This window comes from Amycolatopsis sp., assembly GCF_036008905.1.
Classification (GTDB): domain Bacteria; phylum Actinomycetota; class Actinomycetes; order Mycobacteriales; family Pseudonocardiaceae; genus Amycolatopsis.
Genome location: NZ_DASYMU010000143.1, coordinates 67,144 through 92,121, shown reverse-complemented (window position 1 = coordinate 92,121; position 24,978 = coordinate 67,144). Strand labels below are relative to the sequence as shown.

Sequence of the window (24,978 nt, the reverse complement as noted above, 5' to 3'; positions counted from 1 at the left end):
TGGCGGCACGACTTTGTGGTCAGCGGGGCTCCCGGCGGGTCAGGAAGCGTTCTTGACGGCCTTTTCCAGCGTCCGGCCGAGCACACCGAGCGCCTCGACGATCCGCGCCCGGTCCCCCGGTTCGAGCGCGTCGAACACCTTCGCCTCCAGTGCCAGCCGCCGTGGCAGGATCTCGTCGACGGCGGCCACCCCGGCCTCGGTGATGGTCACCAGCGCGGCACGCCGATCCGTCGGATTCGCCTCCCGCACCACCAGTCCCCGCTTCTCCAGCTTCACCAGTGACTTGCTCAGCGCGGCCGCCGAGCGGCCCATCGACGCGGCCAGGCGACGGGCGATGCTGGTGCCGTCCAGGTGCCGGAGATGCAGCAGGAGATCGAACTCCGACGAGCTCAGCGGCGCGGTTTCGAAGACCGGTTCCAGCATGAGGTCGAGCATCGCGTTTGCGTGCTTGAGCAGCCCGACGAGTTCCACGGGCGAAAGATCCAGCCCGGGATGCGTTTCGCCCCAGGCCTGCACCGTGGTGTGGAGATCGTCCGGCACGGGAGGCTCCCATCGTTAACCGGTGAACTATCACCTCAGAGCATAGCCGCGCGGGATTCGAGGTAGCGCTGCTCGGGAACGCTCAGCGTGCGCTTGGCGGCCAGGCGGTAGTGCTCCCGTGCGGCCTCCCGGTCCCCCGCCATGTCGAGCAGATGGGCGCGGACGGTCGACACCCGATGATGCCCGGCGAGCGCGGGATCGGTCTCCGCGTCGGCGAGCTCCAGCAAGGCCACCCGCGCGCCGCGGACCATGGCGACGGCCACGATCCGGTTGAGCGTCACCATCGGTCCCGGCGCGCTGGCGTGCAGCAGCTCGTAGAGGCCGAGGATCTGCAGCCAGTCGGTGTCCTCGGCCCGGGCGGCATCGTCGTGCACGGCGGCGATCGCGGCCTGCAACTGGTACGGGCCGATCGGCGCGCTGGCGAGCGTCGCGGTGATCAGCGCGGTGCCCTCGGCGATGAATCCGGCGTTCCACCGGCCGCGGTCCTGGTCCGCAAGCGGGACGAGCGCGCCGTCGGTGCGGGTCCGCGCCGGGCGGCGCGCGTCGGTGAGCAGCATGAGCGCGAGGAGCCCGGCGACCTCGGCGTCCTGGGGAAGCCGGGAGTGGAGCTGCCGGGTCAGGCGGATCGCCTCGGCGCTGAGCTCGACGCGGTGCAGCGTGGAACCGGAGCTGGCGGTATAGCCCTCGTTGAAGATCAGGTACAGCACCCGCAGCACGGCGTCGACGCGCTTGACCAGCTCCGCCGGCGGCGGCAGCCCGAATTCGGCGCCACTGGCCTTGATCCGCTGCTTCGCCCGGCTGATCCGCTGTCCGATGGTCGTTTCCGGGACCAGGAACGCCCGCGCGATCTCCGCGGTGCCCAGCCCGCCGACCGCGCGCAGGGTCAGCGCGACCTGCGAAACCGTGGTGAGTGCCGGATGGCAGCACAGCAGCAGGAGGGTGAGCGTGTCGTCGACGGCCGGGACGAGGTCGGGATCCGGCGGCGCCTGCACCGCGGCCGCTTCTTCGCGACGGCGTCGGGCCGAGTCGTTGCGCCACAGCTCGATCCACCGCCGGGAAGCGACGGTGATCAACCACCCCTTCGGGTTACCCGGAATCCCCTCTTCGGGCCATTGCAGCGAGGCGGCGAGCAGGGCTTCCTGCACCGCGTCTTCGCAGAGGTCGAAGCCGCCGTGGTGGCGGACGAGCGCGCCGAGGACCTGCGGCGCCAGTTCGCGCAGCAGGTCCTCGACCACGCTCGCCGGGCTCAGAGTTCCAGCTCGCTCATGTCGAGGACCGGGCGCAGCTCGACCGACCCGAAGACCGCGTCCGGGACCCGTGCGGCGATCGCGACGGCTTCGTCCCCGGTATCGCACTCGACGAGCATGAACCCGGCCAAGTACTCCTTGACCTCGGCGAACGGCCCGTCGGTGGTCAGCGTCTGTCCCTCACGCACCGACACGCGTTTGGCCAGTTCCGGGTCAGTGAGCCCTTCGGACACGACCAGCTCACCGGACTCCGCCAGCTCCTCGGACAGCCGGAGATGACCGCGTCCGAACTCCAGGCGCTGGGCGTCGGACAGCGTCTCCCACAGCGCCCTGGACGCCGGGTTGCTGTGGATCAGGATCAGGTACTTCACGGATGCCTCCACGGTTCTCGGGGATTGTCTCACCGGGACGTCGAAGCCGGATCGACGCTTTCGACATCGTCGCGGGCGAGACTAAACTACCCAACCAGTCAGTTAGTTTTTCCGACACCGAGGAGCGCCCCACCTTGCGTTTCGCCTTCAAGACCGCGAACCAGAACACCACCTGGGCCGACATCCTGGCCGTGTGGAAGGAAGCCGACGACATCGAGCTCTACGAGTCCGGCTGGCTGTTCGACCACTTCTATCCCATCGTGGGCGATTCGTCCGGCCCCTGTCTCGAAGGCTGGATGCTGCTGGCGAGCCTCGCCCAGGCCACCCGCCGCCTGCGGATGGGCACACTCGTGACCGGAATCCACTACCGCCACCCGGCGGTGCTGGCCAACATGGCCGCGACCGTCGACATCATCTCCGAAGGCCGCCTCGAACTCGGTATCGGCGCGGGCTGGAACGAAGAGGAGTCCGGCGCCTACGGCATCGAGCTCGGCGGCCCGGCCGAACGCAGCGACCGCTTCGAGGAAGCCTGCGAGGTCCTCATCGGACTGCTTTCGCAGGAGACCACGGACTTCGACGGCAAGCACTATCAGCTCACCGGCGCGCGCAATGAGCCGAAGGGCCCGCAGCGGCCGCATCCGCCGATCTGCATCGGCGGTTCCGGGGAGAAGCGCACGCTCCGTACGACCGCGAAGTACGCCCAGCACTGGAACTTCGTCGGCGGTACGCCCGAGGAGTTCGCCCGCAAGCGGGACGTGCTGTACGCGCACTGCGAAGACGTCGGCCGCGATCCGAAGGAGATCACGCTGTCGAGCCATGTCCGGCTGAACTCGCCCGGGGAAGTGAACGAGGCCGCCGACACCGCCGCCGCCCTCGGCGAGGTGGGTTGCGACCTGGCCATCGTCTATCTGCTGCCGCCGCTCGGCCCGGCGGTGCTCACCCCGCTGGCCGACGCGCTGGCCGCACTGGACTGAGCGGTGGGGTGCCTCCACCGCGGAGGCACCCCACCCCAGGTCACACCTTGATCATGCCGTGCGGATCGATCACGTACTTCTTGGCGGCACCGCGGTCGAAGTCCTCGTAGCCCTCGATAGCGCCGTCCAGGCCGATCGTGGTGGCGTTGACCGCTTTCGCGATCTCCGCGCGGCCGCTGAGGATCAGGTTCATCAACTGCCGGTTGTACTTCTTGACCGGGCACTGGCCGGTGACGAAGGTATGCGACTTCGCCCAGCCGAGTCCCAGCCGGACCCCGATCTGGCCCTGTTTGGCGTTTTCGTCGACCGCGCCCGGGTCACCGGTGACGTAAAGCCCCGGAATTCCGAGCGACGCGCCGGCGCGGCCGATCGACATGATGTCGTTGAGCACGGTCGCGGGCGCTTCCGCCGCACCTTCACCATGTCCGCGTGCTTCGAAGCCGACCGCGTCGACGGCCGCGTCCACCTCCCGCTCGCCCAGTACCTGCTCGATCAGGTCGGGCAGTTCGGCGTCACGGGTCAAATCCACTGTCTCGCAACCGAAACTGCGGGCCTGCGCCAGCCGGTCGGCGTTCATGTCCCCGACCACCACCACCGACGCGCCGAGCAGCAGCGACGAATACGCCGCCGCCAAACCCACCGGCCCCGCGCCCGCGACGTACACCGTCGAGCCCGTGGTCACGCCCGCGGTGTACGCGCCGTGATAGCCGGTCGGGAAGATGTCGGAAAGCATGGTGAGATCGAGGATCTTCTCCAGCGCCTGCTCCCGGTCGGGGAACTTCAGCAGGTTGAAGTCGGCGAACGGCACCATCACGTACTCCGCCTGGCCGCCCACCCAGCCGCCCATGTCCACGTATCCGTACGCGGCGCCGGCACGCGCGGGGTTCACGTTGAGGCACACCCCGGTCTTGCCCTCGTTGCACATCCGGCAGCGCCCGCAGGCGATGTTGAACGGCACCGAACAGACGTCGCCTTCCTTCACGAACAGCACGTCGTCGCCCACTTCCACCACCTCACCGGTGATTTCGTGACCGAGGGTCTGCCCGATCGGGGCGGTGGTGCGGCCGCGGACCATGTGCTGGTCGCTGCCGCAGATGTTCGTCGAAACCAGCTTCAGGATGACGGCGTGCGGAGCGCTCCTCTTGATGCCCAGCCCGCTCACGACGTCATCGGGCAGCTCCAGCTTCGGATAGTCGATGGTCTCGACACTGACCTTGCCGGGCCCTTGGTAGACGACCACGCGATTGCCTGACATGGAACTTCCTTCCCTACCGCTCGTCCCCCTCCGTGCCTTGTCACGTACGTTTCCGACCCTACGCGCGACCGGCGGGGCGCAGGTCTCTGAATCGATTGCCCCGCAAAGACTTTCGGCCACCCGGCGAACACCGTCGCCATCTGTCGACAGATGGCGACGGCCCTGCGACCTCAGTAGCCGATGGGGAGTCCGGCGTAGTTCTCGGCGAGTTCGGTGGACGCGGCTTCCGAGGCGATGGTGCGTTGCAGCTGGGAAAGCTGGAGCTGCGCGTCGAAGTCGTCGCCGTGGCGGTGCAGCATGGTGGTCATCCACCACGAGAAGTGCGTGCACCGCCAGACGCGCCGCAACGCCGTGTCGGAGTAGGTCTCGGCCAGCTTTTCCGAGCCGTCGCGCAGCCACGTCGTGAGCGCGCGGGCGAGCAGGGCGACGTCGGCGACGGCGAGGTTGAGGCCTTTCGCGCCGGTCGGCGGGACGATGTGGGCGGCGTCCCCGGCGAGGAAGAGCCGGCCGTGGCGCATCGGCGTGGTGACGAAGCTGCGCATCGGCAGGACGCTTTTCTCCGTGACCACACCGGTTTCGAGCTTCCAGCCATGCTGTCCCGCGCCGAGGCGGGTGGTGAGCGCGGCCCAGATCCGGTCGTCGCTCCAGGCGTTGATGTCCTCGTCCGGGCGGACCTGGAGGTAGAACCGGCTGACGTGCGACGAGCGCATGCTGTGCATGGCGAAGCCGTCCGGGTGCCAGGCGTAGATCAGTTCGTCGGTGGACGGCGCGACGTCGGCGAGCACGCCGAGCCAGGCGAACGGGTACTCCTTCTCCCAGGTGCGCTGCTCGGCTTCGGGCATCGCCTTACGGCTCGGGCCGTGGAACCCGTCGCAGCCGGCGATGGCGTCGGCGTCCAGCCGTTGCGGCTGCCCCGAGGCGTCGACGAAGGTGACGTAAGGACTGTCGCCGCCGACGTCGTGCAGCTCGACATCGGTGGCTTCGTAGTACGTCTGCTGTCCGGCCCGCTCGCGGGCGAGCATGAGGTCCTTGGTGACCTCGGTCTGCCCGTAGACCGAAACCGACCGCCCGGCGAGCTTCACGAAGTCGAGGTGGTGGCGCTCCCCCGGCCACTGCAGGTAGATCCCGCGGTGTTCCATCGACTCGGCGGCCAGCCGCTCACCGACACCGACCTGCTTGAGCAGTTCGACCGTGGACGCCTCCAGGATCCCCGCCCGGATCCGGCTCCGCACGTATTCGGGACTCTGCCGCTCGATGAGCACCGACTCGATCCCTTCGAGACCGAGCATTTGGGACAGCAGGAGTCCGGCCGGTCCCGCGCCGATGATCGCTACCTGGGTGCGCACAGAGAAGAGTCCTTTCACAGCGGGGAACACGAGAATGGGACGCGCGAACGACCCACCACCACCGACTTCTCACTCAGCGAGAGAGATTTTCGGCGCTCATCACACGGGAGACCCCGCGGGCGGCCGCCCGCAGCGCCGGGATCTGCATCCGGGCGTTGCCGTCGTTGGGCACGATCACGGCCAGCGCGGCGATGACCTGCCCGGCCGGTCCGTGCACCGGCACGGCGATCCCGGCGGTCTCCTCGTCGACGAAACCGGGACAGAACGCGTAGCCGTGCTTGCGGATGTCGGCGAGCATCCGCCGGAGCGCGACCGGGTCGGAGGCGGTGTCGCCGCGGTAGGATTTCAGCGGCCCGGTCAGCACCTCTTCCTGCAGTTCGGCCGGTGCGTGGGCGAGGAGCACCAGCCCGGACGACGACACGTTCAACGGCAGCCGCCCGGCGACGCGGGTGATGTTGACGACCGCGCCCGGCGCCGAGAGCCGCTCCACGAAGAGCACTTCCCTGCCTTCCAGCACGCCGAGTTGCGTGTGGTGGCCGACCACGGCGTGCAGGTCCTCCATGAACGGCATGGCGGCTTCACGCAGGGTCAGTGTCGGCGACGCGCGCGAGGCGAGCTCCCAGATCCGCACGCCGATCCGGATCCGGCGGTCGGTGTCCCGGAGCAGCCAGCCGTTCTGGACGAGCTCCTCGATCAGCCGGGACGCGGTCGCCACGTGCAGGTCCGCCCGCCTCGCGATCTCCGAAACGCGCAGCGCGGGCACGTCGGATTCGAATGTCTCGAAGATCCGCACCACCCGGGAGAGCACGGATTCGCCGTGGGACGGTTTGGCCACGCCCGCAGTCTGCATTCTCCGCCGGGCTCCCGTCCATTCGGCCTGCTCGACACGGACAGGTGTATTTGAGGCGGTCCCGGTCCGGGCTCACCGGGCACGGCCCTCCTGGATGCGATAGTCGTGATCGATTCCGTAGCGCAGACATGAGAAGGGAAAACGCCAGGTGATCCGCACCAACCGTGGCAAGAACGAAACCGTGAAGGTGACTTTCGTGTTGCCGGTCGAGGAGCCCGCCGGGCGCGTCAGCGTCGTGGGAGATTTCAACGAATGGCGGCCCGGCGCGCACGAACTACGAAAGCGTTCCAACGGGACACGGTCCGCCACCGTCGAGATCTCCTCGGGCACCGCGGTGTGCTTCCGGTACCTGGGCCCGGACGGCCTGTGGTTCGACGATCCCGACGCGCACCGCCACGACCACCGCGGAAGCGTGTTCGTCGCACCCTGACTGAGCACCGAGTTCACTGTGGACAACGGCGTCCATGTCCGGTTCTCATACTTTCGGCCGATTAGCCGGACCGTTCGACCGATCTGCTCCTTCCCGGAGTGATCGAAGATCGTGCCCATGCCCTCGACGAGCACGGTCACGACGGCGAGCACGGTGCCCGGCCTCGCGTTCGCCGAAGCCGTCGTCGACCTCGAAGCCGTCGCGCACAACACCCGGCTGTTCGCGGGGCCCGTCGGCGGCCTGATGGCCGTGGTCAAGGCCGACGGCTTCGGGCACGGGCTCGTCCCGGTGGCGCGCACGGCGCTGGCGCACGGGGCGAGCTGGCTCGGCGTGACGTCGTGCGCCGAAGCCGGCGAGCTCCGCGCGGCCGGCGTCACCGCGCCGATCCTGAGCTGGCTGCACCTGCCCGGCCAGGACTTCGCCGAGGCGATCCTGACCGACGTCGACCTCGCCGCCTCGTCGGCCGAACACCTGCTCGGGATCGCCAGGAGCGCCCAGCGCGTCGCCCTCGCCGCCCGGGTGCAGCTGAAGATCGACACCGGGTTGTCCCGCAACGGTTCCACGGCCGACGAATGGCCCGAACTGCTGCGCCTGGCCCACCGGCTCGAGCTCGCCGGCACCATCCGGGTGCGCGGTATCTGGTCGCATCTGAGCGCGGCGGAAGATCCCGCGACCGTCCCGCCGCAGATCCGGCGGTTCGAAGACGCGCTCGCGGCGGCCGGGAGCCTCGGCCTGCACCCGCCATTGCGACATCTCGCGAACTCCGCCGCCACGCTCGGCGTGCCAGGTTCACGGTACGACCTGGTCCGCGTCGGGATCGGCCTCTACGGCGTGGAACCGTTGCCGGACAAGAACTTCGGGCTCCGGCCCGCGATGACGTTGCGCGGCCGCGCGGTCATGGTCAAGCGCGTCCCCCGCGGCACCGGCGTCTCCTACCACCACGACTACACGACCACCGGCGACACCACGCTGGTGCTCGTGCCGCTCGGTTTCGCCGACGGCGTGCCGAGAACGGCGAGCGGCCACGGCGAGGTCTCCATCCACGGCACCCGGTATCCGATCGCGGGCCGCGTCGCCATGGACCAGTTCGTCGTCGACGTCGGCGACGCTCCCGTCCGTATCGGAGACGAAGTGGTCCTTTTCGGGCCTGGCGACGACGGCGAACCGACCGTCATCGAATGGGCGTGCTGGGCGGGGACCAACCCGCACGAAATTCTCACCGGCATCGGGCACCGGGTCCCGCGACGTTACCTGCCGGCACTGTAAAGGGGAGAACACCTTGAGCGAGAACAAGATCCGCGTGGCCGTGCTGTTCGGCGGCCGCAGCGGCGAGCACGACGTGTCCTGCCATTCGGCGGAAAGCGTGCTCGAACACCTCGACCGCGAGCGCTACGACGTCGTCCCGATCAGGATCACCCTCGAAGGCCGGTGGATCGTCGAAGGTGCCGAACCCGCGCCGGAGAACCCGGCCAGGAGCATCGCCGCCGCGGTCGCCCATCTCCGCGATGTCGACGTCGTCATGCCGGTCCTGCACGGGAAGTACGGCGAGGACGGCATCGTGCAGTCGCTGCTGGAGATGATCGGCGTGCCGTACGTCGGCAACGGGGTGCTGACCAGCGCGGTCGGGATGGACAAGGAGTTCACCAAGAAGCTCCTCGCCGCGGAAGGGCTCGCCGTCGCCGATTCGGTGGTACTGCGCGGGAAACAGGACACGCTGACCACGGAAGAGGTCGCGCGGCTCGGCCTGCCGATGTTCGTCAAACCCGTGAGGGCGGGGTCCAGCCTCGGGGTGTCCAAAGTGGAGCGACTGGGTGAGCTCACGGCCGCGATCGAACAGGCCAGGGCGATCGACACCAAGGTACTGGTCGAGGAGGCCGTGCTCGGGCGCGAGATCGACATCGCCGTCCTGGAGCACCCGGACGGGCGCCTCGAAGTGGGGCCGCCGCTGGAAATCCAGGTACGCGGCGCCCAGGCGTTCTTCGACTACGAAGCCAAGTACGCCGACAACGCCACGATCTTCGACATCCCGGCCCACCTGGACGACGGCATGCTCGCGAGGTTGCGTGACCACGCGCTGCGGGCGTTCACCGCGCTGGACTGCGAAGGGCTGCTCCGGGTCGACTTCCTGCTGCGCGACGGCGTCGAGCCGGTGATCAACGAGGTGAACACCTTCCCCGGTTTCACCGCCGCGTCGCAGTACCCGCAGATGTGGCGGGCCGCGGGCCTGGAGTTCCCGCGACTGCTGGACATCCTGCTCACCACCGCGCTGAGCCGCGCGGGAAAGGAAGCCGCGTACGTCTAAGTCGTGTCCTTACAAGACACGACCTAAGCCACTGGCTCATGTTCAGGCTGCTCTGTACTGTCTCGTCCGTGCTGACCTGCGAGACGAGAGAAACCGCGCTGGCCAGGCTGGGCCGGGCGCTCGCTGACCCGACCCGATGCCGCATCCTGGTCGCGCTCATGGACGGCGTCAGCTATCCCGGGCAGCTGGCGACGCGGCTCGGCCTGAGCCGGTCCAACGTCTCCAACCACCTGTCCTGCCTGCGCGGCTGCGGCCTGGTCGTCGCGACTTACGAGGGCAGGCAGGTCCACTACTCGCTGTCCGACCCACATCTCACCCGCGCGCTCGGCGAACTGCTGCACGTCGTGCTCGCCGTCGAGCCGGTCGAGGACCGCAAGGACGAGGTGCCCGCGACATGAGCAGCGCCCCGGAAACGGTTCCCACCTGCACCGACGGCTGAAGGAAGGCCCAGCCCGGTGACCGCGGAGCGCCGGACCGCGCTCGGCCGGAAGGTGCGTTGGCTGGTCGCCGCGACGACCACCTACAACGTCGTCGAAGCGATCGTCGCCATCTCCGCGGGTACCCACGCCTCCTCCACCGCACTGATCGGTTTCGGCCTGGACTCGGTGATCGAAGTCGCCTCCGCGGCCGCGGTGGCCTGGCAGTTCTCCGGTGCCGACCCGAAGCCCGTGAACGCACGGCGTTGAAGGTGATCGCGGTGTCGTTCTTCGCGCTCGCCGCCTACGTCACCTTCGAATCGGTCCGGTCGCTGACCGGCGCCGAAACCGCCGCGCACTCGACGGTCGGGATCGCGCTGGCCGCGGTTTCGCTGGTCGTGATGCCGTTCCTGTCCTTCGCCCAGCGCCGGGCCGGCCGGGAACTGCGCTCGGCCAGCGCCGTTGCCGACTCGAAGCAAACCCTGTTGTGCACCTACCTTTCCGGGGTGCTGCTGGTCGGATTACTGCTGAACAGCCTGTTCGGCTGGTCGTGGGCCGACCCGCTGGTCGCGCTCGTCATCGCGGCCGTCGCGGTGAAGGAAGGCCGCGAAGCGTGGCGCGGCCACCACTGCTGTTGACCACTCAGGACAGCACCTTCGTCGATAGCTCCGCCCGCTTTTCGTTGACGCCCAGCATCAGCAGCAGGCCGACGAGCGGACCGGCGGCCAGGGTGAGGAACGCCGCCATGAACGAGGAAGTCGCGTGGAACACCGCGCCGACGGCCAGCGGCACGAGCACGCTGCCCAGCTGCCAGAACGCGTTGCTGAGCCCGGCCGCCGTACCGGTGAGCCCGCTCTCGACCAGCCGCGGGATCATCGCCACCATCAGCGGCAGATAGCAGTAGGCCGCCAGCCCCAGGAAAGGCGCGGCGATGAAGAACGCCGTCGTGGATTCCAGGCTGCCGAACGCCACGAGCGTGAGCACGAAGACGCCGAGGATCACGATCGTCGGTATTTTCCGCGCCCCGCCGAACTTGTCCGCGACCAGCCCGACGACCGGTTTGCCGATGACCGCCGTCGCGGCGAACACCGCGACGATGGCACCCGCCGTGGTCGGCGTGACGCCGTAGCCCTTGATCATCAGGGTGTTGGACCAGGTGATGAACCCGTAGGTGCCCCAGAAGCCACCGAACCCGGCCAGTGCGAGCAGCACGAGGTCCCGGTTGCGGGCCAGTGACCGCAGCGTCGACTCCTTGCGCTTCTCCACGACGAGTTCGGTCACCACCGGACCCGGCCGGACGATGGCGTAACAGAGCACGGCGACCAGGATCGAGATGAAGCCGAACACGTGGTACGACGTCTCCCAGCCGGACTTCTCGATGACCGTGGGCACAACGGCGTTGGCGATCACCGTGCCGAGCGAGGTCGCGGTGGTGAACACGCCCATCACCATGCCGAGTTCGCGCGGCTCGAACCAGCTGGCGAGCAATTTGATCCCGGCCGCGTAGTCCGCTCCGGCGAACAGCCCGACGATCGCCTGCACGGTGATCCCGAGCGCCGCCGAGGTCGTCGAGCCGAACACCATCATGAACACACCCGCACCGAGCATCGAGATGGTGAGGATCTTGCGGCCGCCGAAGCGGTCCGACGAGAACCCGCCGAACGCGTTGGAGACCACGTATCCGACGTAGTACGCGGTCGCGAACACGCCGAGGCTCGCCAGCGGTATGGCGAGGTCGTTGCCGACGAAAACCGAGGCGGGGCCCCAAGTCGACCGGTCGACCGAGGTCATGGTGAAGGCGAGCCAGCAGAGCAGGAGCACCGCCCACCGGTAGCGCGAGCGGGTCCCCGCGACGGGGGCGACGCTTTGTACAGTGCTCATCATTGAGCCTCTCAGTCCGTGCCGAATGTGCTTGTTTCCCCGGCCCCCGCCGAAAATCGCTAGAGATCCAACACCAGGCGAGGCGATCTGCTCCGGCCGACGCAGATCATCATCGTGGCGTTCCGCTCCCGGTCCGCGGCGGTCAAAATGGTGTCGCGATGCTCCGGGACACCGGCCAGCACCTTGGTCTCACAGGTCCCACAGAAGCCCTCCTCGCACGAGGACATGACTTCGGGGCGGACAGCGCGGACCACGTCCAAAATGGACTCACCGGGCGGCACCCGCACAATGTCACCGCTCCGGGCCAGCTCGACCTCGAAAGTCTCGGTGTCTTCGTCGTTTTCCGGCTGGGCCTCCCCGGTGAACCGTTCGAAATGGAGCGCGGCGCCCACCCGCTGTTCCATCGCGCGGATGAGCCCCGGCGGGCCACAGGTGTACACCGCGGCGCCCGCCGGTGCCGCAGCGAGGATCTCGTCGAGCGGGAGCCTGCCCGTCTCGTCCTCGGGCAGGAACTCCACCCGTCCCGCACCCCACTCCGCGAGCACGTCCCGGAACGCCATCGACGGCAGGCTCCGGCCGCCGTAGTGCAACGTCCACGGCACGTCCCCGGCGGCGAGTCGCCGGATCATGCCGAGGATCGGGGTGATCCCGATCCCGCCAGCCACGAAACAGTAAGCGGGTGCCGGGACGAGCGGGAAACGGTTGCGAGGACCGCGAATCGTCACTTCCCGGCCGACCAGCGCGGTGTCGTGGATCTCGGCGGAACCACCGCGACCCGCCTCTTCCCGCAACACCGCCACGGTGTACGCCGAGGCGTCGGCCGGGTCACCGCACAGTGAGTACTGCCGGACCGCACCGGACGGCAACCGAAGATCGAGATGAGCGCCGGGCTCCCACTCGGGAAGCGCGGCGCCGTCCGGGTCCTCCAGCCGCAGCGAGACGACACCGTCGGCTTCGCGGCGGATCTGCGTGACGAGTGCGCGGCGCTCACCGTTCGCCGCCGTCATCGTGCGTCCGCCACGGGTTCGCGATCGCCGCCGCGCAGGACGTCGACGAAAGCAGTGGCCAGCTTGACATCCCGCAGGACCACCACGGAATCGACGGCTTCCCGGATGACCACCGCCGAACGCCTGGCCGCTTCACCGTGCCAGCTCAAGTCGGCGTCGACGATCACCGCGGCGATCAACCGGCCCTCGGCCCTGGCCGCGTCGCAGATCTCGATGACCGCGCTGTCGTCGACCACGCCCAAGTCGTGTGCCAGCAGGACGACCATGTCGGCCTGCTCGACGGTGAGTCCCTCCTCGAGCCCTTCGGGGAGCGCCGCCCGGCTGGTCTCGTCGAGCGGAACCACCAGCACGCGTGCTTCGTAGGATTTTCGGGTCCATGCCCAGGAAACCATGCTCCGACCTCCTTTCCTCGCACAGCCTCAGATCGAGACGAACTCTTCGCCGGGCTTGACGATGAGCGCTTCGCGCGCGCCTTCCTGGAACGGCGTCGCTTTGGGCAGGATCACCGAAGCCGAGCGGACGCGATGATGTTCCGGTTTCGCACCGGGCAGCGGCTCGCCGGACTCCATCGTTTCGGCGGCGGCCAGCAGACGGCGTCGAGCGAGGATGATCGCCGCGTCACTGGTACCGAGACGTTCCTTCGTCCGGTCGACGATCGGGCCCATGCTCTCCTGCAGCGAGAAGTCCTGTGCCGCAATGCCTTCGACACCGCTGAAGGTGCGCTTGTCCCGCTGCGCCTGGCGGTCGATGAGATAGTCGTTGTCCGCGTTGGCCAGCGGCCGGTAGGTGCCGGGGATGTTCTTCGAGTGGATGCCCTCCCCACGTTTCATCGACTCCAGCTCGACGTCGTGCAGGTCACGGGTGGGGTGATAGTTGATGCTCCAGGCCCAGCAGCGTTCGTCGTCGATCGGCACCCAGGCGTGCGCGCCCAGCGGGTTGTGGGTGCCGAACGGCGGGATGATGGTGTACCAGGGCATGATCCACTGCGTGACGCGCCAGTAGTAGTTCTCGTCGTCGACCGTGCGCCGCGCGCCGATCAGCAGGCCGCCGTCGGATTCGGTGACCTCGAACTTCGGCCTGGTGTCGTTCTTCAGGTAGACGAGCCCCTCGGTGCCGGCGTGCATCGGGTCGTCGTCCATGTTGAACCGGTGGGCGAACGACACGTGACTTGAGTCGATGCCGCCCTCCATCGCCTGCAGGAAGTTGGTCTCCTGCAGGCGTTTCGAGACGAAGCACTGCGACGAGTCGAGCATCGCCCATTCCAATTCGGGCAGTTCCGGCTTCAGCTCGGGCGGCCCCATGTAGGTCCAGATCACGCCGCCGCGCTCGACGCACGGGTACGCCGGGTGTTTGATCTTCCCCTTGAACTTGCTCTCGGCCGGTTCCGACGGCATGTCGACGCAGTTTCCCTCGACGTCGTACTTCCAGCCGTGGTAGGCACAACGCAGGCCGCATTCCTCGTTGCGGCCGAAGAACAGTGACGCCGTGCGGTGACTGCACATCTCGTCCAGCAGGCCGATCCGGCCGAGTGTGTCGCGGAAAGCGATCAGGCGCTGTCCGAGGAGCTGGACCCGCACCGGTGGGCAGTCGGGTTCGGGGATTTCGTCGGCCAGCAGCGCGGGGATCCAGTACCTGCGCAGCAGTTCCCCCATTTCGGTGCCGGGTCCGGTCCGGACGAGCCGCTCGTTCTGCTCTCGCGTCAACATAGGGGGCGAGATCCTTTCTGTGGTGGGAAATGGGGCCGCACAACCACGTGCGGGGTGGCCGGACCTTCGCCGTCGGCGAGCCGGGTGAGCATCGAACCGACGTCGGCGAGGCCGACCACGGCGGTGGGAATCCGTTCCAGACCGGACGTTCCGGACGCGAGCAGGTCGAGTGCTCGGGTGACCCACTCCGGAGACCGGCCCCGGACAGCGCGGACGGTCAGCATCCGGCGGGTCATCTTCCGGGTGTCGAGGGCGGCATGCGGTGGGTTCTTCGGCGAGGTGAGCACGAGCCGTCCGCGCTGCCGCACCAACTCCAGCGCCAGATCCACGGTCCGCGGGTCCTCCCCCGCCGCGTCGAGCACGACGTCCGCGCCCGCGCCGCCGAGTGCGGCACGGACCTGGGCGGCATGGTCGTTTTCGCCGAAGATCACGGTCTCGCAGCCGAGTGCGGCGACCAGCCGGAGCCGTTCCTCGTCGGCGGGCAACCCGCACACGACGACGGCCGCCGCGCCCGCGCTCCGGGCCGCCGCCGCGATCGCCAAGCCGTGATAGCCGGGGCCGAGCACGACCACGTTCTCGCCGGGCCGCGCGGCACCGGCGTCGAGCAGCCAGTCGAGCGCGTTGGCCAGTGGCAGCACCCATGCCGCCAGTTCCCAGGACAATCCGTCGGGCAGCCGGTGCAGCACGGCGTTGTGCGGGAGGCGCAGGTATTCGGCGTTGCCACCGAACAGCCCTTCGTCGGCCGGGATCGTGCCGATCCGCCGGCCGCCGCCCCACAGATCCGTGTCCGGGCACAGGCGGTACCAGCCGGTCGTGCAGGCCTCGCAGGTTCCGCACGGCAGGTACTCCTCGACCACCACGCGATCACCGACACCCAAGCCCCACCGCTGTGCGGCTCGGGAACCGACGTCGGCCAGTTCACCGACGACGTGGTGGCCCAGCACGGTGTCTTGGCTCAGGCCCTTCGCGTGCAGCGCGACGTCGGTACCGCAGATACCGGAAGCCGCGACCCGTAGCCAGCCCTCGTCGGCGGTCGCCGGCGTCAGTGGAAAACGGCGCAGTTCCGAGGTTCCGCCGGGAAGCGCGACGCTCGCGAGCGCCGAAGCCGGAAGGGAACACATTCGGGTTCAGCTCCCCTCTTGTTGACGTCATTATCACTGTGTGATAGATTGATCTTTCACAGTGATAACTAGAAAATAGGTCCGCTCTGCGGCCACGTCAAGGGGCACCCTCATGACCGAGACCAGACGCGTCGGCGCGGACAGCGCCCGTCGCGTGCTCGACCTGCTGTTCGCTTTCACCGAAGAGCGACCTGTCGCGTCGGTGAAAGAGCTGGCGCAGCAGATGGATGTCCCGCTCCCCTCGGCTCACCGCTATATCGCGCTACTACGGGAAACGGGCCTGGTCGCCGAGACCGAACGTGGCCGTTACCACCTCACCTCGCGCGTGACCGCCCTCGGCCGGGCCGCGCGGGCGGCCAACACGCTGATCGACATCGCCGACCCGTTCATGCGCGCCCTGTCCGAAGAGATCGGCGAAACGGTGCTCCTGGTGCGGATGGTGCACGGGCTGCCGGTGTGCCAGCATCGCGTCGAAGCCAGTCGCCGTTTGCGTCTTTCATTCGAACCCGGACAGAACCTGCCGCCCCTGCGCGGAGCCAGCGTGAAAGTCCTGGTGGGCTCGATGCCCGAAGCCGAGCGAATCGCATACGTGGACAGGCTGCTCACCGCCGGCGAAGACACCGGAACCCAGCGGTCGGAGTTCCTGCGGGAGGTCGCGCAGGCCGCCACCCGCGGCTGGGCCGCGAGCAGCCAGGAGATCGACGAAGGCGTGTGGGCCACCGCCTCGCTCGTCTCCGAGGGTGGCCTACCCGTCGCCGCACTTTCCGCCGCTTGCGCCGGCTTTCGCCTGGACGACGAACGCCGCTCGATGATCGTCGACAATGTGCGCGCGGCGGCGCGGGACATCACCGGCGCACTGACCGACTGATTTCCCGCGCAAATGTACGGACAACAAAGAAATCACCGTTCATCGGCGTATATATCGTTATACGAAATGTGGAGAGATAATCACCAGTGGTGATGATAACGTGATCGCATTTCACCGTATCGGCTGATTATGGACAACAGTGGGTACTGGTAATGCACACCAAGTTGAGATCGCCGGGAATTCATCGTAGCGTCGCCTTCTTGCCGAAGGAGAGTCCTCCGATGACCTTGCCACCGCCTCCACCACTTCCCACCCGGGAACGCGAAGACGAAGATCTCCTCACCGTGGCGACAGCGCGCCCCCAGCCCGGCTTGATACTCGTCAAAGCCCAGGGTGAAATCGATCTGGAAACCAGCCCCGCGCTCGAAGCGGAACTGAACAAAGTGCTGCACCCGCCGTTTCCCGCACGACTGGGCCTCGATCTCAGCGAAGTGACCTTTATTTCGTCGAGCGGGCTCAACCTGCTGGCCGAAGTGAACCGGCGATCACGCGCCTGCGGCACCGACATGCGGCTGATCGGCATGTCCAGGCCGGTACAGCGAGCCCTGGACCTCACCGGCCTCGACGCCGTGCTGAAGGTCCACCAAACGCAACTCCCCACCCGGGTCCAAGGCACCCTCACCTAATACCCCGCGAGAGGTATCACGAGATGTCGACATCTCGTGATCTCTTAGTTCCCAAGAGGGTCGCCATCTGTCGACAGATGGCGTCACGGGTGGGTGGCGGCCGAACCATTAGCACTGCTAACGTCGAGATGTTAGCAACGGAAACAAGGGAGACCGGCCATGACCACGGCACTGCCCGCCCCCGTCCAGACGGTGATCGACGCGGCGAACAAGAACGACTCGGATGCCTTCCTCGACGTCTTCACCCAAGAAGGCGTCGTCGACGACTGGGGCCGGGAGTTCCGCGGCCGCGCGGCCATCAAAGACTGGAGCGACAAGGAGTTCATCGGCGTGCACGTGTCGCTGAAGGTCACCGAGGTGGCCGAGCGGGCCGGCGAGTGGACCGTGACGGCCACCGTCGGCGGTGACGGCTTCAACGGCCCGAGCCACTTCATGTTCCGCGTGGACGGTTCCCAGGTGGCGCGGATGACCATCCGCGAGTGAGGCCGAACCCGGCCTTCATCACGATCAGCAACAGCGTGCCGAGGATGAGCGGCTGCCCGAACACGAGCTGCACCAGCATCGGCATGGCGTGCAGCGAGGCCGCCGGGATGAACAGCCCGCCGATGGCGGTGATGAACGGGACACCCGCGAGCATCAGGTTCTCCCGCGTCCACTCGACGCCGGACAGCACATCGACGGCGCTGGCGAACAACACTCCGAAAAGGACTGTCCCGGCCGCGGCCAAGACCGGGAGCGGCACAGCCTGCAGCAATCGGTCAAACGGTTTGAGGCCGCCGAGGACGAGCAGGATGATCCCGGTCGTGAGCGTGACGTACCGGGAGCCGACCTTCGTCACGCGCAGCAGGCCGATGTTGTCCGGATACGCCAGCGTCGACATCCCGCCGAACACCGCGCCGACAGTACTGCCGAGAACCTCGCCGAAGACACCCTGCGACACCCGGTGTGCAGAGAGCTCCTGACCGCCCCACTTCGCCACGATGTCATAGGTGGCAATGCTTTCGGCGATCGCAGGCAGCAGGGTGATGAAGAAGATGAGCACCAGATCGGGTTGCACGGCGAAGCCGAACGGGAAGAGCCGCGGCACCGTGATGCCCAGGTTCCGGCCCACCTCGCCGAACGACGTCGGCTCGAACACGGCGTACACCACGGTCCCGAGCACGACGGCGACCAGCGCCGCGCCACGGCGCAGCAGCGTTCCCTTGGGCAGCACGGTGAAGACGACGACCAGTATCGCCGCGACAGCTCCGGCGAGCAGGTTGATCCCGGGGAAACCCTTGCTCTCCGGGGTACCCAGCCAATTCGGCAACGCGGTACTCGTCAGCTGGGTCGCCAGGATCAGGATGATCACACCCGAGATGATCGGATCGCGCACGAACCGGCCCAGATAAGTAATGAGCCCGAAGCGCTTGAGCGGCAAGGCAAGCACACACCAGATCGCGCCGGCGACGGTCATCGAACCGAATGCCGCGCCGAGCCCGCCCGACCCGTGTCCGACGGCGAGCAACGCGGCCAGCGAACCCGCGTACGGCCCCTGGATGATCGGCAACCGCAGCAGGAACACCGACTGCAGGATCACGACCAGGCCCGAGGTCATGAACGTGACACCGTACAGATACGCGGTGTCCTCTGTGGACAGTTTGAACGCGGTCCCGATCAGCGCCGGGAAGATCAGCAGCCCGGCCATGCCCAGGATGTTCTGGACGCCGAGCCCGATGGCACTGGAAAACCGCACCCGGTCGTCGATGCCGATATCGAACACCGGTTTCGCGGGTGCCACTTCCGGCGGGACTGTTTCGGTGGTCACGACTACCCTGCCTGCCTGGTTTTCCTGTTCCGCAAGCGTCCGAGCAGCCGTTTGAAGAATCCGCTGAGGACGGTCCGGAGAATGCTCGCGGCCCTCATCGGCGGCGCTTCCACCGCGACCGCGGCCGGCGCCGCCACTCCGGGTTCGCCCTCTTCGATCAGTTCCCGCGCCTTGGTCGCGAGCTCTCCCACCATCCGGCCGGACACGTCCGCCATGATCCCGCGCCCGAACTGCGCGAGCTTCCCGGAGATCGTCAGATCGGTCGACAGGGACACGCTGGACCCGCTCAGGGTGGCGGTGACCCGCATCATCGCGGTCGCCTTGGCCGTTCCCGCGCCTTTGGCGTCCTTGCCCACCGCCCGGAGCACCGCGACCCGCTTGACGGCGTCGCGTTCGACGACCTCCGCGACACCCGTGTAGGCCGCGGTCACCGGGCCCACCTTGATCTTCACCTTGCCGCGGTACGAGTCGTTCCCCAGGTCCTCGGTGAGCTCGGCGCCTGGGAAGCAGGCGGCCACGTTGTGCGCGTCCTGCAGAAACGCGAACACCCGGTCCGGGTCGGCGTCGACGTCGAACGAGTTCTCGATCAGCATCAGGAACCTCTCACCTCTGCTAGGGCCTGCTCGTCACCGTGGATCGCTTCGACGATCCGGGCCGGGGTGACCGGGGCCCGGTTCACCCGCGCGCCCAGCGGCCGGAGCGCGTCTTCCACGGCGTTGGCGATGGTCGCGGGTGCCGGGATCGTCCCGCCTTCACCGGCGCCCTTGACGCCGAGCGGGTTGAGCGGGCTGGGCGAATGGATGTGGAACAGCTCGACCGTCGGCACTTCCGCCGCGGAGACGAGCGAGTAGTCGAGGTAACTGGTCGCCTGCGGCTGGCCTTCCGCGTCGTACGCCGCTTCCTCGTACATCGCGTTACCCAGGCCGTGGGCGAAACCGCCGAGCACCTGACCGTCCACGAGCTTGGGGTTGATGACGTTCCCGCAGTCGTGCCCGATCACGTACTTGAGGATCTCGATCCCGCCGGTCTCCGGATCCACCTCGACCATCGCGGCGTGCGCGCCACTGGCGTAGGCGGCCCGCTCCGGGGCGAAGTAGCTCGACGTCTCCAGCCCGGCGGAAATGCCCACCGGCAGCGTGATGCCGTGCTTGCCGATATTCGCCACCCGCGCGATTTCCAGCAGGGACAACGACTTCTCCAGATCGCCGTTGAGACTGGCCCGGTCACCGGTGAAGGTGATCTCAGCGGGATCGCAGCCGAGCAGGTTCGCCGCGGTGTCCACGAGCCGGACACGCATCTGCTGGGCCGCGTCCAGCACCGCGGGCCCGGCCGTGGCGGTGATGCGTGAGGCGAAAGTCCCCTGTCCGAACGGGATCCGGCTGGTGTCACCGGTCAGGACGTCGATGTGGTCCATGTCGATGCCCAAGCCGTCCGACGCGATCTGGGCGTACACCGTCTCATAGCCCTGGCCCTGGCCCGCGGCGGCGAGCGTGACCAGCACCCGGCCGGTGTTCGTCAGCCGGACCTTCGCCCCCTCGTAGGGGCCGAGGCCGCAGCCCTCGACGTAGGCCGCGATACCGATGCCGATGTACCGGCCTTCGGCACGGAGTTTTGCTTGCTCCGCCCGGGCTTCAGCGTATCCGAGCCGATCGAGCGTACCTTCCAGCAACCGGGGAAAGTCGCCGCTGTCATACGTCAGCGGGCTGCCATCGCGGAACGTGATCCCCACTTTGTAAGGGAATTCGTCGGCCTGGATCAGGTTGCGGAACCGGACCTCGGCCGGGTCGAGCCCGAGATGCTCGGCGACGCGGTCCATCATGCGTTCCATCGCGAACACCGCCTGCGGCCGGCCCGCGCCGCGGACCGAAGACGTCGGCACCATATTGGTGTAGCAGGCCCGCAGCTCGATCTCGATATTGGGAATCCGGTACGGGCCGGGCACGGTGGCCGTGGTGATCGACGGAACCTGAAGCCCCGCACAGTAAGCGCCCTGATCGTGCTCGATGACGTCCTTCACCGCGAGCAGCATGCCGTCGTCGTCGAAACCGACCTCGATCCGGTGCGTCTGCGAGCGTTCCATCATCGCGCTGACGAAGTTCTCCTGCCGGTCCTCGACCCACTTCACCGGACGCCGCAGCTTCTTCGCCACCCACGGGATGACGACCTCTTCACCGTAGAACTGGGCCTTGGGCCCGAAACCGCCGCCGACATCCGGTGGCGCGATGACCCGGATGTCGTCCTCTGCCATCTCGTAGATCACCGAAAGCTGCTGGCGCGCATAGTGCGGGGACTGCGTGGTGTCCCAAATGGTCAGTTGCCCGGTCGCGGGCTCGTAGCGCGCGGCGACCGCGCGGGGTTCCATCGAGTGGCCCCCGCCGCGCATGACGAAGAACTCCTCGGAGAGCCGGTTCGGCGCGGTACGCAACGCTTCGGCCGTGTTGCCCGCGCTCTGTGTCAGCAGCACGGCGACATTGCTTTCGGCATCGGAATGCGCCAGCGGCCCGCCCGGTTCGAGCGCCGCCGCCGTGGAAGCCACCGCGGGCAGGACTTCGTAGTCGACGTCGATGAGTTCGAGGGCGTCCTCGGCGATGTAGCGCGTCTCCGCGATCACGACGGCGACCGGCTCACCGACGTAGTGCAGTTCCCCGGGCGGCATCGGCAGCCGGGGGAAGTCCTTCAGCTGGGGGTGGAGCACCTTGGGCGCCAAGGGTTTCTGGATCTCGGCGAGATCGGCGCCGGAGAACACCGCGATCACGCCGGGCAGTTCCCTCGCCGCGGACAGGTCGATCTGCAGGATCCGCGCGTGCGCGTTGGAGGACCGCAGGAACGCCGCCGCCAGCGCGTCGGGCAGGTCGAGGTCGTCGAGGTAGCGGCCGCGGCCGGTCAGCAGCCGCTCGTCCTCCCGGCGCGGGACGCTGGTGCCGATCATGGTCGTCATTCGCCGGCCTCCAGTACGGCCTTGACCAGGCCGGTGTACCCGGTGCAGCGGCAGATGTTCCCGCTGAGCACCTCACGTGCGTGGCCCTCGTCGCGGATCGCGCCCTCACGCATCGCGGCGGTGACGCTCATCAGGAAACCCGACGTGCAGAAACCGCACTGCAGCGCGTGGTTCTTCTTGAACGCCGCCTGCAGCCGGTTCAGCTCGCCGTCCTCGGCCAGCACTTCGACCGTCTCGATCTCGGTGCCGTCGGCTTGCACGGCCAGCATCAGGCACGAGCGGCTCGCGGCACCGTCGACGATCACCGTGCACGCGCCGCAGACGCCGTGCTCACAGCCGAGATGGGTACCGGTCAGGCGCAGCTTTTCGCGCAGGAAGTCGGCGAGGGTCATCCGGTCGTCCACGACCTCGTCGTAGGCGGCGCCGTTGACCGTCCCGGTGATCCGGTGGCCGGTGTCGACGTCAGGCATGGGCGGCCTCCTGTTTGGTGCGGATGTCCACGAGCGCCCGGTTCACCAGCACACCGGTGAGACGGCTGCGGTAGGTGGCACTCGCGTGGATGTCACTGGTCGGCTCGACCTCGGCGCGGGCGGCGTCGGCGATCTCCGACGCCGACGTCTCGCCGAGCCGGGAACCGGTGACCAGGCCTTCGACCGCGCGGAGTCGTTGCGGGACCGGCGCGACCCCGGCCGCCGCGATCCGGCATTCGGTGACGACCCCGTCTCCGTCCACTTCGCACAGTGCCGCCACCCCCGCCAGCGCGAAGTCGCCGCGCCGGGTCGCGAACTCCCGGAACGCCGAGAACTGGTTCGGCGGCGGACGCCGGACCGACACCTCCAGCAGGATCTCGTCCGGCTCGAGGACCGTGGTCAGGTGGAACAGGAAGAAGTCCGCCGCGGCGACCGTGCGGGTCCCCCTCGCCGAGACGAGGGTGAAGGTGGCGTCCAAAACGGACAGCACACTCGGCAGTTCGGCCGCGGGGTCGGCGTGCGCGAGACTGCCGCAGATGGTTCCCCGGTTGCGGATCTGCGGATGCGCGACCTGACGCAGCGCCTCGGTGAGCACGGGCAGCACCCGAGCGGTCTCCTCGGAACGTTCGAGCTGCCGCTGCCGTACCAAGGCGGGGATGGTGATCGTCCCGGCGTCGAAGCGCGGCTCGCCGAGCCGGCCGCCGAGCCGGTTGATGTCGACGAGGTGGTCGACGCGCGCGAGCCGGAAGTTCAGCATCGGCATCAGGCTTTGCCCGCCCGCCAGTACCTTCGCCTCGTCCCCGAATTCCTGTAGGAGTTCCAATGCTTCGCCGAGTTCGCGCGGAGCGTGGTAAGTGAACTGGCCGGGTTTCACTGTTCCTCCACTGTGGACAGATGCTCGCGGATCCGCTCGGCGAGGGCCGGTTGCTCGATGAGCGACATGTGCCGCAGCCCGGGCAGGACTTCCAGCGTCGCGCCGGTGATCCCGTCGGCGAGCGCTTCGGCCATCGACGGTGGAGTGGCGTAGTCGTGCTCGCCGACGAGCACGAGCGTCGACGCGCGGACCGCGGGGAGCAGCGCACGAGAGTCGAGTTCGCCCATCGCGACCGACGCGGCGCCGTGGGCCTCGCTGTCGGTGTGCAGGAAGATCTGCACCACGCGATCGGCCTCGGTGGCGTGGCTTTCCCGGAACTCCGGGGAGAACCAGCGGTCCAGCTGGAACGGCACCTGCTTGAGCCGCGGCACGTCCCTGGCCTTCCCGGCCCGTTCCGACCACGCTTTGACGGCGTCTTCGCCGTACCAGGCGGTGGTGTCGGCGAGCACCAGCGACCGGACACGGCCGGGGAACAACCCGGCGAAGGTGACCGCGACACTGCCACCCATGGACAGTCCGAGCAGGCTGATCTTGTCCAGCCCCAAGGAATCCAGCGCGTCGGCGAGATCACGGGCGAGGTCTTCGATGGTGAACGGCTTGCCGTCCCATTCACTGCCGCCATGGCCGCGCAGATCGACCGCGAGGACGTCGAACTCGTCGGAGAGCGTCTCCGCCAGCGGTTCCCACAGTTCGCCGGACAGCGCCAGCGGGTGCAGCAGGATCAGGGGTTCACCACTCCCCCAGCGCCGGTACGCGAGCCGGGTGGCGGTGGTTTCGACGGTCGTCACGGTTTCCTTCCGAAGAGCTTGGCGGCGTTGGAGTACAGGATCGCGTCGGTTTCGTGCGGTTTGAGCCCGCTGCCGAGCACGGTTCGCACCGGCTCGGGATCACCGAGCGCGAAGGGGAAGTCACTGCCGAGCAATACGCGATCGGCACCGACGAGCCCGGCCAGGAACGCGATGGCGGCGCCGGACAGGGCGACCGTGTCGTAGTGGAAGTCACGGAGGTACGCGGAAGGCGTCTCGCGAGCCAGTGGCGCGACGAACGCTTCCTTGGTCCGGTATCCGCCGTCGAGCCGGTTCGCCTGGTACGGCAGGAATCCGCCGCCGTGGACGAGCACGAGCTCTAGTCCGGGGTGGCGATCGAGCAGGCCGTGCAGGATCAGTTCCGTGATGGCCAGGGTGTTGTCCAGCAGCCGGCCGTGGACGTTGCCCAGCCCGCCGATCGTCGTGAGCTCGCCGGACGGGCCGCAGGTCGGCGGATGCAGCATGATCGGGATGCCCTGCTCCTCCGCGAGCGTCCACAGTGGAGTGAGCGCCGGGTCGTGCAGTGCGGGTCCGCCGAGCGGGTTCGTGGAGAGCATGAGCCCGGAGATCTCCGGGCTCTTCCACAGCTCGCCGAGATCGGTGGCGGCCTGTTCACCGTCGTCGGTGGCGACCGACGCGAGGGCCGTGGCACCGAGCGAGACCGCCGACTCCGACATCGCGTCGTTCAGCCTTCGCGTCCAGTCCCGTGCGGCTCCCGGCGCCAGCTGTCCGGTTTGGATGTCCATCCAGGGTGAAAGCACCTGCCGGGTCACGCCCGTCTTGGACATCCACGCCGCGCGCGGGCCGGGTTCGGTCATCCGCGCGCCGATCGGACGGGTGTCACCCATGCCCGGGACGGAGACCACCCAGCCTTGCTCGACGCGGGTCGCACCGAAGCCGGACACCGGTGTCTTGGCCAGCTCCTCGAGCAGCGAGGCAGGCACGATATGCGCGTGCGCGTCGATCACCACCTCACCGGCCACCGTGCCCATGCGGTCGAGATCCCGGTCCGTGTCCGTCCGACTCACCTCCGTTATCCGCCACCATCGGGTGAACACTTCGACGCTATGTTCGGGCCGTCCCGGCGACCAGCGCGCTTTGCTGTCGGCCCCGGTTAGCAGCTCTAACACCGGTTTCCTCGCA

26 protein-coding genes and 1 pseudogene are annotated in these 24,978 nt (G+C 68.1%); 9 read left to right on the top strand and 18 right to left on the bottom strand.

Features of this window, described 5'->3' with window-relative positions; genetic code table 11:
• Positions 1-39: 39 nt before the first annotated feature.
• The 3 genes from VGP60_RS25185 to VGP60_RS25175 are packed head-to-tail and all read right to left on the bottom strand — an operon-like array spanning position 40 to position 2,158.
• Complete coding sequence (locus tag VGP60_RS25185; protein ID WP_327550557.1) at positions 40-540, bottom strand: MarR family winged helix-turn-helix transcriptional regulator; 501 nt, start codon at positions 538-540, stop codon at positions 40-42.
• Positions 541-575: 35 nt separating this feature from the next.
• Complete coding sequence (locus VGP60_RS25180; protein WP_327550556.1) at positions 576-1,775, bottom strand: RNA polymerase sigma factor; 1,200 nt, start codon at positions 1,773-1,775, stop codon at positions 576-578.
• Positions 1,776-1,786: 11 nt separating this feature from the next.
• Entirely contained in the window at positions 1,787-2,158 is a 372-nt protein-coding gene (locus VGP60_RS25175) for a YciI family protein (RefSeq protein ID WP_327550555.1), read from the bottom strand.
• 134 nt (positions 2,159-2,292) lie between these two features.
• Between VGP60_RS25175 and VGP60_RS25170 the strand changes: the two genes are divergently transcribed.
• Positions 2,293-3,132, top strand: coding sequence for an LLM class F420-dependent oxidoreductase (locus tag VGP60_RS25170; protein ID WP_327550554.1), 840 nt, complete (start codon positions 2,293-2,295; stop codon positions 3,130-3,132).
• A 40-nt stretch (positions 3,133-3,172) separates the two neighbouring features.
• On the opposite strand, the gene fdhA is transcribed toward VGP60_RS25170, so the two are convergent.
• The 3 genes from fdhA to VGP60_RS25155 all read right to left on the bottom strand — a co-directional run bounded on the left by fdhA (position 3,173) and on the right by VGP60_RS25155 (position 6,583).
• Positions 3,173-4,387 (bottom strand): formaldehyde dehydrogenase, glutathione-independent, encoded by a 1,215-nt coding sequence (gene fdhA, locus VGP60_RS25165; RefSeq protein WP_327550553.1) that lies wholly within the window; start codon positions 4,385-4,387, stop codon positions 3,173-3,175.
• A 170-nt stretch (positions 4,388-4,557) separates the two neighbouring features.
• Complete coding sequence (locus tag VGP60_RS25160; protein ID WP_327550552.1) at positions 4,558-5,733, bottom strand: 4-hydroxybenzoate 3-monooxygenase; 1,176 nt, start codon at positions 5,731-5,733, stop codon at positions 4,558-4,560.
• Between the two features lie 73 nt (positions 5,734-5,806).
• On the bottom strand, positions 5,807-6,583 hold the full coding sequence (locus tag VGP60_RS25155; RefSeq protein ID WP_327550551.1) for an IclR family transcriptional regulator: 777 nt from the start codon (positions 6,581-6,583) through the stop codon (positions 5,807-5,809).
• Positions 6,584-6,731: 148 nt separating this feature from the next.
• Here VGP60_RS25155 and VGP60_RS25150 point away from each other — a divergent pair, with 148 nt between their 5' ends.
• The 5 genes and pseudogenes from VGP60_RS25150 (at position 6,732) to VGP60_RS25130 (ending at position 10,369) form a co-directional block, all read left to right on the top strand.
• Entirely contained in the window at positions 6,732-7,013 is a 282-nt protein-coding gene (locus tag VGP60_RS25150; RefSeq protein WP_327550550.1) for an isoamylase early set domain-containing protein, read from the top strand.
• 117 nt (positions 7,014-7,130) lie between these two features.
• On the top strand, positions 7,131-8,279 hold the full coding sequence (alr, locus tag VGP60_RS25145) for an alanine racemase (protein ID WP_327550549.1): 1,149 nt from the start codon (positions 7,131-7,133) through the stop codon (positions 8,277-8,279).
• A gap of 13 nt (positions 8,280-8,292) precedes the next feature.
• Entirely contained in the window at positions 8,293-9,315 is a 1,023-nt protein-coding gene (locus tag VGP60_RS25140; RefSeq protein WP_327550548.1) for a D-alanine--D-alanine ligase family protein, read from the top strand.
• Positions 9,316-9,383: 68 nt separating this feature from the next.
• The gene (gene cmtR, locus VGP60_RS25135) at positions 9,384-9,713 is read left to right on the top strand and encodes a Cd(II)/Pb(II)-sensing metalloregulatory transcriptional regulator CmtR (RefSeq protein WP_327550547.1); all 330 of its coding nucleotides are present in this window, start codon (positions 9,384-9,386) and stop codon (positions 9,711-9,713) included.
• 57 nt (positions 9,714-9,770) lie between these two features.
• A pseudogene (locus tag VGP60_RS25130) lies at positions 9,771-10,369 on the top strand (cation transporter).
• Between the two features lie 4 nt (positions 10,370-10,373).
• On the opposite strand, the gene VGP60_RS25125 reads toward VGP60_RS25130, so the two are convergent.
• From VGP60_RS25125 to VGP60_RS25105, 5 genes are read right to left on the bottom strand one after another with little or no spacing between them, the layout of a single operon-like run.
• Positions 10,374-11,612: an MFS transporter gene (locus tag VGP60_RS25125; protein ID WP_327550546.1), complete on the bottom strand. Its 1,239-nt coding sequence runs from the start codon at positions 11,610-11,612 to the stop codon at positions 10,374-10,376.
• A 59-nt stretch (positions 11,613-11,671) separates the two neighbouring features.
• Complete coding sequence (locus VGP60_RS25120) at positions 11,672-12,619, bottom strand: PDR/VanB family oxidoreductase (RefSeq protein WP_327550545.1); 948 nt, start codon at positions 12,617-12,619, stop codon at positions 11,672-11,674.
• On the bottom strand, positions 12,616-13,011 hold the full coding sequence (locus tag VGP60_RS25115; RefSeq protein ID WP_327550544.1) for a hypothetical protein: 396 nt from the start codon (positions 13,009-13,011) through the stop codon (positions 12,616-12,618). Before VGP60_RS25115 ends, VGP60_RS25120 begins: the two co-directional genes overlap by 4 nt.
• A 27-nt stretch (positions 13,012-13,038) precedes the next feature.
• Positions 13,039-14,325 (bottom strand): Rieske 2Fe-2S domain-containing protein, encoded by a 1,287-nt coding sequence (locus VGP60_RS25110; protein ID WP_327550543.1) that lies wholly within the window; start codon positions 14,323-14,325, stop codon positions 13,039-13,041.
• Positions 14,319-15,446 carry a zinc-binding dehydrogenase gene (locus VGP60_RS25105; protein ID WP_327550542.1) on the bottom strand — a complete coding sequence of 376 codons (1,128 nt, stop codon included), beginning with the start codon at positions 15,444-15,446 and terminating at the stop codon, positions 14,319-14,321. The genes VGP60_RS25110 and VGP60_RS25105 overlap by 7 nt, the downstream gene beginning before the upstream one ends.
• A 112-nt stretch (positions 15,447-15,558) precedes the next feature.
• On the opposite strand from VGP60_RS25105, the gene VGP60_RS25100 reads away from it, so the two are divergent.
• The 3 genes from VGP60_RS25100 to VGP60_RS25090 all read left to right on the top strand — a co-directional run bounded on the left by VGP60_RS25100 (position 15,559) and on the right by VGP60_RS25090 (position 17,423).
• Positions 15,559-16,314, top strand: coding sequence for an IclR family transcriptional regulator (locus tag VGP60_RS25100; RefSeq protein WP_327550541.1), 756 nt, complete (start codon positions 15,559-15,561; stop codon positions 16,312-16,314).
• A 221-nt stretch (positions 16,315-16,535) separates the two neighbouring features.
• Complete coding sequence (locus tag VGP60_RS25095; protein WP_327550540.1) at positions 16,536-16,940, top strand: STAS domain-containing protein; 405 nt, start codon at positions 16,536-16,538, stop codon at positions 16,938-16,940.
• A 159-nt stretch (positions 16,941-17,099) separates the two neighbouring features.
• Complete coding sequence (locus tag VGP60_RS25090) at positions 17,100-17,423, top strand: nuclear transport factor 2 family protein (protein WP_327550539.1); 324 nt, start codon at positions 17,100-17,102, stop codon at positions 17,421-17,423.
• Here the strand turns inward: VGP60_RS25090 and VGP60_RS25085 are convergent.
• The 7 genes from VGP60_RS25085 to VGP60_RS25055 are packed head-to-tail and all read right to left on the bottom strand — an operon-like array spanning position 17,371 to position 24,863.
• Positions 17,371-18,747, bottom strand: coding sequence for a uracil-xanthine permease family protein (locus VGP60_RS25085; protein ID WP_327550538.1), 1,377 nt, complete (start codon positions 18,745-18,747; stop codon positions 17,371-17,373). The two genes, VGP60_RS25090 and VGP60_RS25085, sit on opposite strands and share 53 nt — an antisense overlap.
• A 2-nt stretch (positions 18,748-18,749) precedes the next feature.
• On the bottom strand, positions 18,750-19,340 hold the full coding sequence (locus VGP60_RS25080) for an SRPBCC family protein (RefSeq protein WP_327550537.1): 591 nt from the start codon (positions 19,338-19,340) through the stop codon (positions 18,750-18,752).
• Positions 19,340-21,685 (bottom strand): xanthine dehydrogenase family protein molybdopterin-binding subunit, encoded by a 2,346-nt coding sequence (locus VGP60_RS25075; protein ID WP_327550536.1) that lies wholly within the window; start codon positions 21,683-21,685, stop codon positions 19,340-19,342. The genes VGP60_RS25080 and VGP60_RS25075 overlap by 1 nt, the downstream gene beginning before the upstream one ends.
• Positions 21,682-22,155: a (2Fe-2S)-binding protein gene (locus VGP60_RS25070; protein ID WP_327550535.1), complete on the bottom strand. Its 474-nt coding sequence runs from the start codon at positions 22,153-22,155 to the stop codon at positions 21,682-21,684. Before VGP60_RS25070 ends, VGP60_RS25075 begins: the two co-directional genes overlap by 4 nt.
• Positions 22,148-23,029 carry a xanthine dehydrogenase family protein subunit M gene (locus VGP60_RS25065; RefSeq protein WP_327550534.1) on the bottom strand — a complete coding sequence of 294 codons (882 nt, stop codon included), beginning with the start codon at positions 23,027-23,029 and terminating at the stop codon, positions 22,148-22,150. The genes VGP60_RS25070 and VGP60_RS25065 overlap by 8 nt, the downstream gene beginning before the upstream one ends.
• Positions 23,026-23,817 carry an alpha/beta fold hydrolase gene (locus VGP60_RS25060; protein ID WP_327550533.1) on the bottom strand — a complete coding sequence of 264 codons (792 nt, stop codon included), beginning with the start codon at positions 23,815-23,817 and terminating at the stop codon, positions 23,026-23,028. The genes VGP60_RS25065 and VGP60_RS25060 overlap by 4 nt, the downstream gene beginning before the upstream one ends.
• Positions 23,814-24,863 carry an amidohydrolase family protein gene (locus VGP60_RS25055; RefSeq protein ID WP_327550532.1) on the bottom strand — a complete coding sequence of 350 codons (1,050 nt, stop codon included), beginning with the start codon at positions 24,861-24,863 and terminating at the stop codon, positions 23,814-23,816. Before VGP60_RS25055 ends, VGP60_RS25060 begins: the two co-directional genes overlap by 4 nt.
• Positions 24,864-24,978: the final 115 nt, after the last annotated feature.